The organism is Vibrio sp. 10N.247.310.23, from assembly GCF_041467155.1.
In the GTDB taxonomy this organism is placed as follows: Bacteria; Pseudomonadota; Gammaproteobacteria; order Enterobacterales; family Vibrionaceae; genus Vibrio; species Vibrio crassostreae_C.
Genome location: NZ_JBFSTZ010000005.1, coordinates 1 through 13,501, shown reverse-complemented (window position 1 = coordinate 13,501; position 13,501 = coordinate 1). Strand labels below are relative to the sequence as shown.

At 44.7% G+C, this 13,501-nt stretch carries 13 protein-coding genes; 8 read left to right on the top strand and 5 right to left on the bottom strand.

The genetic code is table 11. From position 1 onward, the window contains the following. Positions 1-51: 51 nt before the first annotated feature. Positions 52-897 (bottom strand): NADPH-dependent 7-cyano-7-deazaguanine reductase QueF, encoded by an 846-nt coding sequence (gene queF, locus AB6D93_RS05030; protein ID WP_017060768.1) that lies wholly within the window; start codon positions 895-897, stop codon positions 52-54. A 131-nt stretch (positions 898-1,028) separates the two neighbouring features. Here queF and syd point away from each other — a divergent pair, with 131 nt between their 5' ends. Both syd and AB6D93_RS05020 read left to right on the top strand, forming a co-directional pair. After that, complete coding sequence (gene syd, locus AB6D93_RS05025; protein WP_017063346.1) at positions 1,029-1,574, top strand: SecY-interacting protein; 546 nt, start codon at positions 1,029-1,031, stop codon at positions 1,572-1,574. A 4-nt stretch (positions 1,575-1,578) separates the two neighbouring features. Beyond that, on the top strand, positions 1,579-2,355 hold the full coding sequence (locus tag AB6D93_RS05020; protein WP_017060766.1) for a Zn-ribbon-containing protein: 777 nt from the start codon (positions 1,579-1,581) through the stop codon (positions 2,353-2,355). Between the two features lie 120 nt (positions 2,356-2,475). Here AB6D93_RS05020 and AB6D93_RS05015 read toward each other — a convergent pair whose 3' ends face one another. From AB6D93_RS05015 to metN, 3 genes are all read right to left on the bottom strand, one after another. Then, the gene (locus tag AB6D93_RS05015; protein ID WP_017060765.1) at positions 2,476-3,285 is read right to left on the bottom strand and encodes a MetQ/NlpA family lipoprotein; all 810 of its coding nucleotides are present in this window, start codon (positions 3,283-3,285) and stop codon (positions 2,476-2,478) included. 66 nt (positions 3,286-3,351) lie between these two features. Next, on the bottom strand, positions 3,352-4,035 hold the full coding sequence (locus tag AB6D93_RS05010) for a methionine ABC transporter permease (protein ID WP_017060764.1): 684 nt from the start codon (positions 4,033-4,035) through the stop codon (positions 3,352-3,354). Next, on the bottom strand, positions 4,025-5,059 hold the full coding sequence (metN, locus tag AB6D93_RS05005) for a methionine ABC transporter ATP-binding protein MetN (RefSeq protein WP_017060763.1): 1,035 nt from the start codon (positions 5,057-5,059) through the stop codon (positions 4,025-4,027). The genes AB6D93_RS05010 and metN overlap by 11 nt, the downstream gene beginning before the upstream one ends. 207 nt (positions 5,060-5,266) lie before the next feature. Between metN and gmhB the strand changes: the two genes are divergently transcribed. From gmhB to treC, 5 genes are all read left to right on the top strand, one after another. Next, a complete protein-coding gene (gene gmhB, locus AB6D93_RS05000; protein ID WP_017060762.1) occupies positions 5,267-5,851 on the top strand; it encodes a D-glycero-beta-D-manno-heptose 1,7-bisphosphate 7-phosphatase in 585 nt (194 codons plus the stop codon). A 112-nt stretch (positions 5,852-5,963) separates the two neighbouring features. After that, a complete protein-coding gene (locus AB6D93_RS04995; RefSeq protein ID WP_017060761.1) occupies positions 5,964-6,305 on the top strand; it encodes an MliC family protein in 342 nt (113 codons plus the stop codon). A 91-nt stretch (positions 6,306-6,396) separates the two neighbouring features. Beyond that, entirely contained in the window at positions 6,397-7,341 is a 945-nt protein-coding gene (gene treR, locus AB6D93_RS04990) for a trehalose operon repressor TreR (RefSeq protein WP_102331962.1), read from the top strand. A gap of 205 nt (positions 7,342-7,546) precedes the next feature. Then, positions 7,547-8,971, top strand: a complete 1,425-nt coding sequence (treB, locus tag AB6D93_RS04985) for a PTS trehalose transporter subunit IIBC (RefSeq protein WP_017063347.1) — start codon at positions 7,547-7,549, stop codon at positions 8,969-8,971. Between the two features lie 141 nt (positions 8,972-9,112). Continuing rightward, on the top strand, positions 9,113-10,798 hold the full coding sequence (gene treC / locus AB6D93_RS04980) for an alpha,alpha-phosphotrehalase (protein ID WP_102331963.1): 1,686 nt from the start codon (positions 9,113-9,115) through the stop codon (positions 10,796-10,798). A 181-nt stretch (positions 10,799-10,979) separates the two neighbouring features. Here the strand turns inward: treC and AB6D93_RS04975 are convergent, their stop codons facing one another. Then, complete coding sequence (locus AB6D93_RS04975) at positions 10,980-11,582, bottom strand: YitT family protein (protein ID WP_017060757.1); 603 nt, start codon at positions 11,580-11,582, stop codon at positions 10,980-10,982. Between the two features lie 347 nt (positions 11,583-11,929). Between AB6D93_RS04975 and glyA the strand changes: the two genes are divergently transcribed. Next, positions 11,930-13,180, top strand: a complete 1,251-nt coding sequence (gene glyA / locus AB6D93_RS04970) for a serine hydroxymethyltransferase (protein ID WP_017066387.1) — start codon at positions 11,930-11,932, stop codon at positions 13,178-13,180. Positions 13,181-13,501: the final 321 nt, after the last annotated feature.

Here is a 13,501-nt window from a genome sequence, read left to right as displayed (position 1 = left end):
TCCCTTTAAAGATTTGGTAGGTTCAAATAAGTGTGGGTGGTTCTCGCCTGATTATTGGCGAGCCATACGCTTATTGTGGCTTGGTCTATCTTGCTCTGTTGAACGGTATGGGTTGATATCCAGACCACCACGACGTGTGTAACGTGCGAACACAGTTAGCTTCGAAGGTGCACAGTATTTCATGATGTCAGTGAAGATACGCTCAACACATTGTTCGTGGAATTCATTGTGCTCACGGAAAGAAACTAAATAGCGTAGCAGAGCTTCACGGTCAATTTGCTTACCAGAATATGCGATCTCAACGCTGCCCCAATCCGGTTGATTGGTGATCAAACAGTTCGACTTCAATAGGTGGCTGTGCAGTGTTTCTTCAACGTCTTGTTCGCCAGCAGCGCCTTCAAGCAGCGACGCTTCAAAGTCGTAGCTAGTGATTTGGATGTCTTGGTTGTCGATACAGTCACCTTCCATCGTCACGATAGGTTGGTTAGTGTAGTCGGTTACTGAGTTTACATTCACAATCACCGTTTCGCCTGCACATGCCGACAAATCTTGGGTCAGGCGCTCGGTTACTTGATCCCAGTTTTCAAATTGAGTCTGGTTGTAGCTGTTCAGGTACAGCTTGAAAGATTTTGATTCAATTAAATTTGGGCTGGTTGCTGGGATGAAAACTTCACCGACAGCCACTTGTGGTAGACCATTGGTGTTTAGCCACGAAAGCTCGTACATCGTCCAAATATCATGACCAACAAAAGGCAGCTCGCCGTTTAGCGCAAGATCATCGCGATTAAGGCTACGAGGCACTGGTTGCAATAAACTTGCATCGTATTGGTTAGAGTACTCAGTTTTTTGGCCAAGGGTTAAACCCGCTAGCTCTTTTGCGTCAGAATATTTGCTCATACTTTCGTTTCAAATTCGATTAGAATGGGGTCGATTTTACTGAATCCCCCTTACCCTGTCATTAAGTCATCGCTTAATCGGCGCGGAAAGGGCTCGGATTCTATTTATTATTTTGTGTTTAGGAGATTTTCATGACTCAACGTGCTCAAGACGCACTACTTTCTTTTAGTCAGCGATACGTTGACGCGTGGAAGCAGAAACACCAAAGCTTACCTCGTAATGAGGAGTTGGTGGACATCGTATCGCCATGCGTAGAAGAAAAGAGTGGCGATGCCGTGTTGTGGAAGCACTATCCACGTGAGCAATTCGCGGATTTCACCAACGTTGAAACCGGTATTGAGTTGACTCTGCATGAAGACATCAAAACTTTCTACGGCGCACAATTCAGCGCAGATATGAACGCAACTTTCGATGGTAACGAATTGACTCTGTTACAGATTTGGAGTGATGAAGACTTCGAATGCCTACAAGAAAACATTTTGGGTCACCTAGTAACTCAGCGTCGCTTGAAGCTAAAACCAACGGTTTTCATTGCCGCGACCGATGCTGAGCTGGATGTTATCTCTATCTGTAACCTAACGGGTAACGTGATTTTGGAGCGCTTAGGTACCAAAAATCGTGATGTGCTCGCCGAGACATTGGCAGAATTTTTAGAAAAGCTACAACCAGCGGTATAAATAGATGTACGTACTAGAACTTCAATTTGAGTGTTTTGATAACACAACGGTAAGCGCTGTCGACAAGGCGGTTAATGGCTTAATGGATGCACTTCGTTATAACGGACAAGTGTTAGGTCGTGAGTTCCCAATCGTGATGGGCGATGGTGAATTCTATGTTCGCGTTGTGTGCCCGGAGCAAGATAGCTTGCACCCGCGTAATCACTCAGACTTTGTGAAAGTGTGTTTTGATCGCTTGTCTAACGCGAGCCTACTAGCGCCTAAAATGCGTTTGCTAGGTCGAGATCTGAACTCAGAAGAAGTGGCAGAAGATGAAACACCAAGCTGGCAGGTGTTATACACGACATTCGTGCACACCTGTTCACCGCTGCGTAGTGGCGATAGCTTGCTACCAATCCCTTTGTATCGCAATCCACCTACCTTCAATGGCGACCATAAAGCCGTGTTGAAATGGCAGACCGAATGGCAAGCCTGTGATGAAGTACAAATGGGTGGTGGTTGTCGCGCGGAACATGCAACGCTAACCGAGATCAGTGACACGAAGAGTGTGCTGTTTAAACGCGGTTGGGGTCTAAGAGGGCGCATTGAGTATCTGACTAAGGTTCCAACCTACTACTACTTATACCGTGTCGGTGGGATCAGCCTGAAAGATGAAAAAGAGCGCAAATGCCCGCAATGTGGTGGTGAATGGCTGCTAGATGCGCCTATCCACGATATTTTCTATTTCAAGTGTGATGACTGCCGATTGGTGTCAAACATCTCTTGGGATCACCTGAAGTAATCGACTTTGTTTCGCTTAAATCTGAGATGCTTTACTTTCTAGCAAATCTTTATCATTAAAAAAGGGGCTGACGTTATGTCAGCCCCTTCGGGTATCTATACAGTGCTGTCGTTTAGTTGATTACCAACCTTTAACGACGCCACCTTGGAAGATGTCAGAAGCTGCGTTGTACACTTCTTCAGTTTGGTAAGCTTTAACGAAGTTTTGTACGTTTTCAGCGTTTAGGTTGTCTTCACGAGAAACGATTAGGTTTACGTAAGGAGAATCTTTGTCTTCAACGAATACGCCATCTTTTTGTGGAGTCAGGTTGATAGAGCTCGCGTAAGTTGTGTTGATGATAGATAGAGCAACATCATCAAGAGAACGTGGCAGTTGAGCTGCGTCTAGTTCAACAATCGTTAGGTTCTTAGGGTTACCCACGATGTCGCGAACTGTAGCTAGAAGACCTGCGCCTTCACGAAGTTCAAGAAGACCTTGTTGCTCAAGAAGAAGTAGAGAGCGACCTAGGTTTGTAGGGTCGTTTGGTACAGCAATACGAGCACCGTCTTGGATTTCGTCTACCGATTTCACTTCTTTAGAGTAACCCGCAATTGGGTAAACAAACGTGTTACCAGCGATAGTTAGCTTGTAGCCACGGTCAGCCACTTGCTGATCTAGGTACGGTGCGTGTTGGAATGCGTTGATGTCGATAGAACCATCATCTAGAGCTGCGTTTGGTGTTACGTAATCCGTGAAAGTAACCAGTTCAACGTCTAGGCCGTATTTCTCTTTCGCTACTTTAGCTGCCACTTCAGCAACTTGCGCTTCTGCACCTGCCATTACGCCAACTTTTACTTTAGAAGTATCCACTTCTTTATCGCCACAACCTGCTAGAACTAGCGCTGAAGCTGCTGCTGCGATAGTTAGTAAACCTTTAAGGTTAAATTTCATAATAATCTCCTTTTAATAAATCTATTTAATTAGGTTCAGACGACTCTACTCTTTATGTGTGAGTCTTTATCTGTGGTCAACACGGCGAACTAATGAATCACCGATTGATTGAATAATTTGTACCAGCACAATCAACATCACTACTGTCACAGCCATGATGGTCACATCGTAGCGGTGGAATCCGTAACGAATCGCGACATCACCTAGGCCACCTCCGCCTACAGTACCGGCCATTGCTGAGTAGCTCACCAGAGTCACTAGCGTAATCGTTACTGAGTTGATGATAGTCGGTAGTGCTTCTGGAAGCAGAACCTTATTGATGATTTGTGTTGGTGTTGCGCCCATTGATTGGGCCGCTTCCACTAGACCTGTTGGTACTTCAAGTAGTGCACTTTCGATAAGTCGAGCCACGAATGGGATAGCGCCAATCGTCAGTGGAACAATCGCTGCTGTTGTACCGATGAAGGTACCAATCAGCATCTTAGTCAGTGGAATAATCGCAACCATCAAAACTAAGAAAGGTACTGAACGACCCACGTTCACAATCGCACCTAGAATCTTGTTTACTTTGGTGTTCTCTAACAGGCCACCTTTTTTAGTCGTATGCAGAATCACGCCTAGTGGAATACCGACCGCGAAGCCAACAATGCCTGCAACAGCAACCATGTAAAGCGTTTCGCCTGTTGCGCCTAATAGAAGGTTACCGTTAAGGCTGATCCAGTCAGCAATCTCGTTGAAACTAAAGGACATAACCAAGCACCTCTACTTTTACATTGTTGTCGCGTAGGAATTGGATAGCAGCATTATCATCTGCTTCATTACCGAACAGTTCAGCGACCATCATGCCGAACTTCACGCCACCGGCGTAATCAAGGTCAGAACTTAAGATGCTGACATCGATATTGAATTTACGTGCGATTTGCGTCATTAGCGGAGCATCAACCGTTGCACCAGTAAACTCAAGACGCACCAGCGGGTAGCTGCTGTTTACGCGAGTCTCTTGCAAACGTGCTTGGTAATCTTCAGGGATCGTCAGATCCAACGTTGAGCGAATAAACTGATGCGCTAGCTCTGTCTTCGGATGAGCAAAGATGTCACCGACTGTACCTTTCTCTACCAATTCACCGCCGCCAATGATCGCAACCTCGTGACAAATGCTTTTAACCACATCCATCTCGTGTGTAATAAGCAGGATAGTGATGTTCAGCTTGCGGTTGATTTCACGCAGCAGCTCAAGGATAGATTGAGTTGTTGCTGGATCCAATGCGCTGGTGGCTTCATCACATAGCAGTACTTTCGGGTCAGAGGCCAGTGCGCGAGCAATCGCCACACGCTGCTTTTGACCACCACTTAGGTTTGCCGGGTAGGTGTCACGCTTATCAGCAAGGCCAACCAGTTCAAGTAACTCGCTGACTTTCGCTTCAATAATCGCTTTATCTTTACCAGCAAGTTCTAGAGGCAGTGCTACATTGTTAAATACAGTACGAGAAGACAGCAGGTTGAAGTGCTGGAATATCATGCCGATGTTACGGCGCGCTTCGCTAAGCTCTGATTTGCTGAGTTTTGTTAGGTCGATACCATCAACAATCACTTCACCCGAAGTCGGGGCTTCCAACATATTTACACAGCGGATTAGGGTACTTTTGCCTGCACCTGAAGAGCCGATGACTCCAAAGATTTGACCTTGAGGAATGTGGAGGTTGATATCAATTAAGGCATTGATTTCTTTAGTGCCTTGATAAAAAACCTTATTGACTTGATTCACTTTAATCATAGAGAAACCCGTGCAGGTAGAACAGAATAATATGTCGATAGCTCGCTCGATTTACAGACGATGCTATGGTGTTCTATGATCTAAGTCAATAGATATTTTTACGTCTAGACGGCTAAACGTCGATTGTATGGCTAAGCTAGAAACAAATCGTTAACGAACGCAAAACTAAATAGATAGTGATGAAGCAAATAAAGCGTGTAATAATTAATGATTAATAGAGAGTTGATAGAGAACAAAATTTTGTCTAAACCTGCTGTTTTTTTAGATCGTGATGGAGTGATTAACGTTGATCACGGCTACGTACATGATGAGCATGACTTTGAATACATCGATGGTGTGTTTGAAGCGGCGAAAGCGTTTAAAGATATGGGTTATTTATTGGTGCTAGTGACCAACCAATCTGGTATTGCTCGCGGCATGTTTAGTGAAGACCGTTTTCTTTCTTTAACGCAGTGGATGGATTGGAACTTTGTTGATAATGGTGTCGAGCTCGATGGCATTTATTACTGTCCTCACCACGCTGAGCACGGTATTGGTGACTACAAGCAAGATTGTGAATGTCGTAAGCCAAAGCCAGGCATGTTCATTTCTGCTCGTGACTTTCTGAAGATTGATATGGCTAACTCGGTCATGATCGGCGATAAAGCGGAAGACATGATGGCTGCAGAAGCAGCAGGTGTTGGTACTAAAGTCTTGGTAAGAACGGGTAAACCCATCACTGAAAAAGGTGAAGCGTTGGCTAGCGTGGTACTTGATAGCATTAAAGACGTACCCGCTTTCTTAAAAGGCTAAACGTTTTATTTATCACTAAGGTATGGACCTATCATTAGGCACTTACATTAGGTTTGTTCGAACCTGTGAATAGGCTAAGTGTCGTTGACTATATAAAGATGAGGAACGAAGTATGAAAGCTATGTTGGTAGCATCTCTATGTACAGTAGCATTGGTTGGGTGCTCTAAATCAGCAGCCCCTGAGACTGATAGCGCAACATCGAATGATCAATTCGCGACTTATCAATGTGAGTCTGACGTCTCGTTTGATGTGTCTTACCTTGATAATGAAAAAGCGGTACTACGCTTGCCTGATAATGAATACCGCCTGACTCAAGTTCCAGCGGGCTCAGGAACCAAATACATCTTAGATGATGGCACTTCAGAGATGATTAACAGCATCACTTTGCGCACGAAAGGTGACAATGCGCGTCTAGAACTTGGTCGCGTAGTCTATCGAAATTGCCAAAAGTAAGTCATAGTAAGAACTGCTAGTATTTACAAACAGTTAAGTGAGGGAATCTACCCTCACTTTTTCTTCTCTTCCCTTTAACGTTAGACTTTTTATGAGCAAAAAACTCACTATTCTTGATATTGCAAAGCTGTCCGGTGTTGGTAAGTCAACCGTATCACGCGTTCTGACCAATGATCCAAAAGTGAAACCTGAAACCCGTGAAAGGGTGGAAAGAGTAATTCAAGAATCTGGGTACACGCCTTCAAAATCTGCGCAATCGATGCGCGGTGGCAGCCAAAAAGTCATCGGCGTGATTATCTCTCGTTTGGACTCTCCCTCTGAAAACAAAGCCGTTAGCACGATGCTGGCCGAGTTGTATCGAGCGGATTACGATGTCGTGATCATGGAAAGCCAACTTGATAGAGATAAAGCCAATGAGCACCTGCAAGTTCTAAAGCGTCGTAACGTTGATGGCATTATTGTATTTGGTTTTACTGACTGCGATATTCCGGCAATCGAAGCTTGGGAACACAAAGCGGTGGTGATTGCTCTGGATACCGAGAACGTGACGTCGATTAACTATGATAACCAACAGGTGATCAATAGTGCGTTAACGCATTTAGCAGATCAGGGGATCTCTGAGGTTGGCTTCATTGGTGTTGATCCTAGTGATAAATCAACCGGTGAACTGCGTCTTAAGGCTTATCTCGAGTGGTGTGAAAATACAGGTTCAATTGCGAACTATCGTACTGGTCAACTTCATCACGAAAGTGCTTATCAGCTGGTGGATGAGGTGTTAACTCCCGCGACTCAAGCGATCGTTTGTGCCAGTGATACGCTGGCTCTTGGTGTAATCAAGCGTCTGCAAGAACTACAACGTGAAGATGTGGTCGTCACTGGCGTTGGTGGTAATGATCTTCTCTCCTTCTTGTTCCCACGAGTATTTAGCATTGATCCTGGTTACCAATCTGCAGGTAAGTTGGCTGCTAATCTATTGATCTCTCAGCTTTTAGGCAATTCAGAGATCTCTCATCATACGCAATCTCCTATTCTATAATCCACTCAATTAAGCGAAATTGAACGGCTTAGATTAAAATTAGAGTGTGATCTCTTTCAATTAATGGGATTGTTCCCATTTTAATTTATCATTCATACGGGCATTATAATAACCGTAATTGGGAATGTTCCCATAAATCTAAGTCTGAGTGATTATAGCTTGCATGGTTTAGATGAGTAATTGAATGAAACCAGGGTGGGGTAGTATGAGTAAGATAGCGAAGCAAGACGTTGCGCGTCTTATCGAGTTAGTCGGTGGTAAAGAAAACATTGCGAGTGTCAGCCACTGTCTGACTCGACTGCGTTTTGTATTGAACGATACAGAGCAGGCCAACAAAGCTGAACTCGAAAAACTGAAGCTAGTAAAAGGCTGTTTTACTAATGCAGGCCAATTCCAAGTTGTGATTGGCACTGAAGTTGATGAAGTGTACGCACTTCTGATTGAACAGACAGGTAAAGAGGCATCATCAAAAGATGAGGCGAAGCTGGCTGCTCGTCAAAACATGAACTTCCTTGAGCGTGGTATCTCCCATTTAGCCGAAATTTTCGTACCACTGCTGCCTGCCATCATTACAGGTGGTTTGATTCTTGGTTTCCGTAATGTGATTGGCGACATTCGCATGTTCGACGGCAAAACCCTCGTTGAAATCAGTCAATTCTGGGCAACCGTTCACTCTTTCTTATGGTTGATCGGCGAAGCTATTTTCTTCTTCCTACCGGTTGGCGTGTGTTGGGCTACGGTTAAGAAGCTTGGCGGAACCCCTATTTTGGGTATCACGCTCGGTGTGACCTTAGTTTCACCACAACTCATGAACGCATACATGATAGGTAAATCGGTACCTGAGGTATGGGATTTTGGGCTGTTCGTGATTGAGAAGGTCGGTTATCAGGCTCAGGTGATCCCAGCGATGTTAGCGGGTGTGGCTTTGGCGTTCATTGAAACCAATCTTAAGCGTATCGTCCCTGCTTACTTGTACCTAGTGGTTGTGCCATTTGTATCGATTATTTTGTCTGTGATTCTAGCGCACGCTTTCATTGGCCCATTCGGTCGTATGTTAGGCGATGGTGTGGCATTCGCGGCTAAAGCTGCAATGACAGGTGATTTTGCGATTCTTGGTTCAGTGGTTTTTGGTTTCCTATACGCACCTTTGGTTATCACGGGTATTCACCACACCACCAACGCGGTGGATCTGCAACTGATGCAAGACTTAGGCGGGACACCAATTTGGCCTTTGATTGCACTATCAAACATTGCACAAGCATCGGCAGTAGTCGGCATCATTATCTTGAGTAAGCGTGAAGGTGAACGAGATATCTCGGTTCCTGCGGCAATCTCAGCCTACTTAGGTGTAACAGAGCCTGCGATGTACGGTATTAACCTTAAATACAAATTCCCAATGCTGAGCGCAATGATTGGTAGTGCTGTTGCAGCCGCAATCTGTGGTAGCGCGGGTGTGATGGCGAATGGTATCGGTGTCGGCGGCTTGCCGGGCATCCTATCGATTCAACCTCAATATTGGTCGATTTACCTAGTCGCGATGCTGGTGGCGATAGTACTGCCTATCACGCTAACCCTGTTTTTCTACAAGCGAGCCCAATCCAAGGGTGAGTTAGAAACCGCGAACGCGTAATGCATTGAATAAGCGATGACTCCAAAATGAGTTATCGCTTTTTCTCTTAGTTATAGCTTTTTCTTTTAGTTATAACGGCTATTCGACCATGATTCACATGGTTATTTTTATTTTATATTTTCTGGTAAGTGAGTGTTAGAGATGGCGATGACTGAACATGATGAAAGCTGGTGGAAAACCGCAACCATCTATCAAATCTACCCAAAGAGCTTCTGCGACAGTGGCAGTAAAGGTACTGGCGACATCAAAGGGATCATTTCGAAACTGGATTACCTCAAACATTTGAGTGTCGATGCGATTTGGCTAACCCCGGTTTACGCATCTCCTATGATCGATAATGGTTACGATATCTCAGACTACTACGCGATTAATCCTCAATTCGGCACCATGGAAGACTTCGACTTATTGCTGTCTGAAGCGCACCAACGTGGTATCCGTATCGTGATGGATATCGTGGTAAACCACACCTCGACAGAGCATGCATGGTTTCAATCTGCTTTGGGCGACAAAAACAGCTCTTACCGCGATTACTATATTTGGAAAGATCCCGTAGATGGTCAAGCACCAACTAACTGGCAGTCTAAGTTCGGTGGTAATGCGTGGGAACTAGATGAGGCGACTGGGCAATACTTCCTACACTTATTCGCCAAAGAACAGGCTGACCTCAACTGGGAGAACCCGGTTGTACGTGAAGAAGTGAAAGACGTTATCAGCTTTTGGGCAGAAAAGGGCGTTGATGGTTTCCGCTTGGATGTGATCAACCTGATTTCGAAGCAGCAAGACTTTCCTAATGATGATATCGGTGATGGCCGTCGTTTCTATACCGATGGTCCACGTGTACACGAATACCTGAAAGAGATCAGCGAAGCCGTATTTCAGAAGTACGGCAGCGTGACCGTAGGCGAGATGTCTTCAACCACGTTGGAACACTGCCAGCAATACTCAAACGTTGATAACAGTGAGCTATCGATGGTGTTTAACTTCCACCACCTTAAGGTCGATTACACCAATGGTGAGAAGTGGACCAATGCGCCGTTTGATTTCTTACAGCTCAAGTCGATCTTCAATCATTGGCAAACGGGTTTGAACGGCAAGGGCTGGGGCGCATTGTTTTGGTGTAACCACGACCAACCGCGAGTGGTGAGCCGCTTAGGTGATGATCAGCAATATCGTGTTGAGTCGGCCAAGATGTTGGCTGCTTCTGTGCACATGATGCAAGGCACGCCTTATATCTATCAAGGTGAAGAGATTGGTATGACCAACCCTGGCTATACTGACATCAGGCAGTATCGTGATGTTGAGAGTACCAATATGTACGACATCATGGTTAACCGTGATGGTGTGGCCCATCAAGATATGATGGCGATTCTAGCGCAGAAATCTCGTGATAACTCTCGTACACCAATGCAATGGAATAGTGAGCCTTACGCCGGATTCTCACAAGCTCAGCCATGGCTTGATGTAGCGAATAATTACTCTGAGATTAACGCTGAGCAAGCACTGGAAGACAAAGACTCTGTTTTTTATTTCTACAAGGCTTTGATTGAGTTACGTAAACGAGTACCGGTGGTTACTCATGGTAGCTATCAAGACCTACTGCCTGAACACTCATCCATTTTTGCGTATGCACGTGAGAACGAAGGGCAAACCTTGCTGTGTATTAACAACTATTATGGCGAAGAGGCGGAATGCGTTTTACCGGAACGTTTTGATATGACTAAGGCAAAGAGTTTGTTGTCTAACTATCAACAAGCGAACACTTCAGTTGCATTACATCATCAAGTGTTACGTCCTTACGAGACTCGTATTCTCTTGATTGAAGGGTAACCTTGTTTCATTTCAATGAGCCTAATTTTGATTCCCCTTAAAAGATTAGGCTTCTACAAAGGCTTTGGAGTGCTTCCCAAAGCCTTTTTTGTTTTAGTGATGGCTGGAATATCGTGCCTCGAGTCTACTTGCTAGAAGTTTGAGCATCGAGTGCCAGCAACGACAGAGCAGGTAATGAACTTTAAGACGCGTAATTCACCGAGTAGCGAGTTGGTTTGTGGTTCATTGCCAATACGATGTTCAATACTGCGGTGCCTAATACAGATACGGCAATCACCCAAGGTGACACGAAGAAGAACGATGCAAACAGAATACACGCATCAATACCCATTTGTGTTTTGCCTACCGAGATACCGTAGCGGTCTTGGATAAACAAGCACAGTACGTTGAAGCCACCCAGACTTGAGCGGTGACGGAATAGGATTAGCATACCTAAGCCCATTAGTAAGCCGCCGGCAACAGCACAATAGATCTCGTTATGAACTTCTAGCGAGATAACTAAGTATAAATGATCGGCAAACACAGACACTAAAGCACCAGAAATCGCACTGCTAATAGCAAAGCTACGGCCGAATCGTTTCCATGCTAATAAATAGAATGGACAATTGGCAACAAAGTACAAAATACCAAAGGTTACAGGCAAGAATTGACTCAAAAGCAGAGCCAAGCCAGTAGTGCCCCCGGTAAGCAGGTTCGCTGACTGTAAAAAGAAGACGCCTAACGCCACTAAAAACGTGCCAGTGAGAATCGCTACCCAATCTTCTTTACGTGAGTGTTTTTCCATCGTTTTTATAATTACCTAACCAATAAAGGCGTGCATAGTAGAGAAAAACCTTAGCTTTCGGTAGCTTGAGGGGCAAAATTAAGGTAAACCTATGTAATCTGCGTTTTACAGGGTGTAAAGCGTAAAATTGACAGTAAGCGCCATCTTTGGTTGGATAAGCCAAATAACCATGATGAATCTTATTTGTGATTATGAAAAAACTGCATGATAAAATTGCAATTAGCTCTTTATGACCTAGATCAAATTATGTAGAATGCGTCACATCAAAACGGTGACGGAAACGTTTGCTTTCGGTCGTTGTGTGGTTTTTTTGAAACTTTCAGTACAATCTGAGTCAGGAGATACAGATGCTTAAGCGTGACATGAACATTGCTGATTACGATGCGGATCTATTCGCAGCTATCCAAGAAGAAACTCTTCGTCAGGAAGAGCATATCGAACTTATCGCTTCAGAAAACTACACAAGCCCACGTGTAATGGAAGCTCAAGGTTCTCAGCTAACAAACAAATACGCTGAAGGCTACCCAGGCAAGCGTTACTACGGTGGTTGTGAGTACGTAGACAAAGTTGAAACTCTAGCAATTGAACGTGCATGTGAACTATTTGGTGCAGAGTACGCAAACGTACAGCCTCACTCAGGTTCTCAAGCAAATAACGCTGTATACATGGCACTACTAAATGCAGGCGATACGGTTCTAGGTATGAGCCTAGCACACGGTGGTCACCTAACTCACGGTTCTCCAGTAAACTTCTCTGGTAAGCTTTACAACATCATCCCTTACGGTATCGATGAAGCGGGTCAAATCGATTACGAAGAGATGGAAAAGCTGGCTATCGAGAACAAGCCTAAGATGATCATCGGTGGTTTCTCTGCTTACTCTCAAATCTGTGATTGGAAGCGCATGCGTGAAATCGCTGACAAAGTAGGTGCTTACCTGTTCGTAGATATGGCTCACGTAGCAGGTCTAATCGCTGCAGGCGTTTACCCGAACCCAGTGCCACACGCTCACGTAGTAACTACAACGACGCACAAAACGCTTGCGGGTCCTCGTGGTGGTCTAATCCTTTCTAACGAAGGCGAAGATCTTTACAAGAAGCTGAACTCAGCAGTATTCCCAGGCGGCCAAGGTGGTCCTCTAATGCACGTTATCGCTGGTAAAGCAGTAGCGTTCAAAGAAGCTCTAGAGCCAGAGTTCAAAGAATACCAAGCACGCGTTGTTGCTAACGCAAAAGCAATGGTTGCTGAATTCCTAGCTCGTGGTTACAACATCGTTTCAGGTTCTACAGAGAACCACCTGTTCCTAGTTGACCTAATCAACAAAGACATCACAGGTAAAGAAGCAGATGCAGCACTAGGTGCAGCAAACATCACTGTAAACAAGAACTCAGTACCAAACGACCCACGTAGCCCATTCGTTACTTCAGGTATCCGTATCGGTTCTCCTTCTATCACTCGTCGCGGTTTCTCAGAAGCAGACGCGAAAGAGCTAGCAGGTTGGATCTGTGACATCCTAGATAACATGGGCGATGAGTCTGTTATCGAAGCAACGAAAGCAAAAGTATTAGAGATCTGTAAGCGTCTACCTGTTTACGCTTAATTTTTCTGGCTCAAATAGCTTAATTTCTGTGTCAAAGGTGCTCATTTACATTCGTAAACTCCGCGCCTTTTCCTTGAACTAAAGCTATTTGATTGAAAAATACGATTTGAAAGGCTCCTGTTGGGAGCTTTTTTTGTTTTTTTGGGTATTACGTTGTCGAGCATGCTCACTTACATCCGTAAGCTCCGCGTGCTCTCCTAGAATTTCAAACGACTACTTTGAAAAATACTTTAAAGGGGCTCATTGAGTCCCTTTTTGTTTTAGGGTGTCCCGTCCTGAAATGTGTTTACACATTGAGGACGAATTATGGCTACTTCAAAT

What these genes read in the sequence shown, in the direction of transcription:
- gmhB (WP_017060762.1), top strand. Translation starts at nt 5,267, where the DNA reads ATGATTAATAGAGAGTTGATAGAGAACAAAATTTTGTCTAAACCTGCT.
- AB6D93_RS04995 (WP_017060761.1), top strand. Translation starts at nt 5,964, where the DNA reads ATGAAAGCTATGTTGGTAGCATCTCTATGTACAGTAGCATTGGTTGGG.
- AB6D93_RS05020 (WP_017060766.1), top strand. Translation starts at nt 1,579, where the DNA reads ATGTACGTACTAGAACTTCAATTTGAGTGTTTTGATAACACAACGGTA.
- syd (WP_017063346.1), top strand. Translation starts at nt 1,029, where the DNA reads ATGACTCAACGTGCTCAAGACGCACTACTTTCTTTTAGTCAGCGATAC.
- treR (WP_102331962.1), top strand. Translation starts at nt 6,397, where the DNA reads ATGAGCAAAAAACTCACTATTCTTGATATTGCAAAGCTGTCCGGTGTT.
- treB (WP_017063347.1), top strand. Translation starts at nt 7,547, where the DNA reads ATGAGTAAGATAGCGAAGCAAGACGTTGCGCGTCTTATCGAGTTAGTC.
- glyA (WP_017066387.1), top strand. Translation starts at nt 11,930, where the DNA reads ATGCTTAAGCGTGACATGAACATTGCTGATTACGATGCGGATCTATTC.
- AB6D93_RS05010 (WP_017060764.1), bottom strand. Translation starts at nt 4,035, where the DNA reads ATGTCCTTTAGTTTCAACGAGATTGCTGACTGGATCAGCCTTAACGGT.
- metN (WP_017060763.1), bottom strand. Translation starts at nt 5,059, where the DNA reads ATGATTAAAGTGAATCAAGTCAATAAGGTTTTTTATCAAGGCACTAAA.
- queF (WP_017060768.1), bottom strand. Translation starts at nt 897, where the DNA reads ATGAGCAAATATTCTGACGCAAAAGAGCTAGCGGGTTTAACCCTTGGC.
- AB6D93_RS05015 (WP_017060765.1), bottom strand. Translation starts at nt 3,285, where the DNA reads ATGAAATTTAACCTTAAAGGTTTACTAACTATCGCAGCAGCAGCTTCA.
- treC (WP_102331963.1), top strand. Translation starts at nt 9,113, where the DNA reads ATGGCGATGACTGAACATGATGAAAGCTGGTGGAAAACCGCAACCATC.
- AB6D93_RS04975 (WP_017060757.1), bottom strand. Translation starts at nt 11,582, where the DNA reads ATGGAAAAACACTCACGTAAAGAAGATTGGGTAGCGATTCTCACTGGC.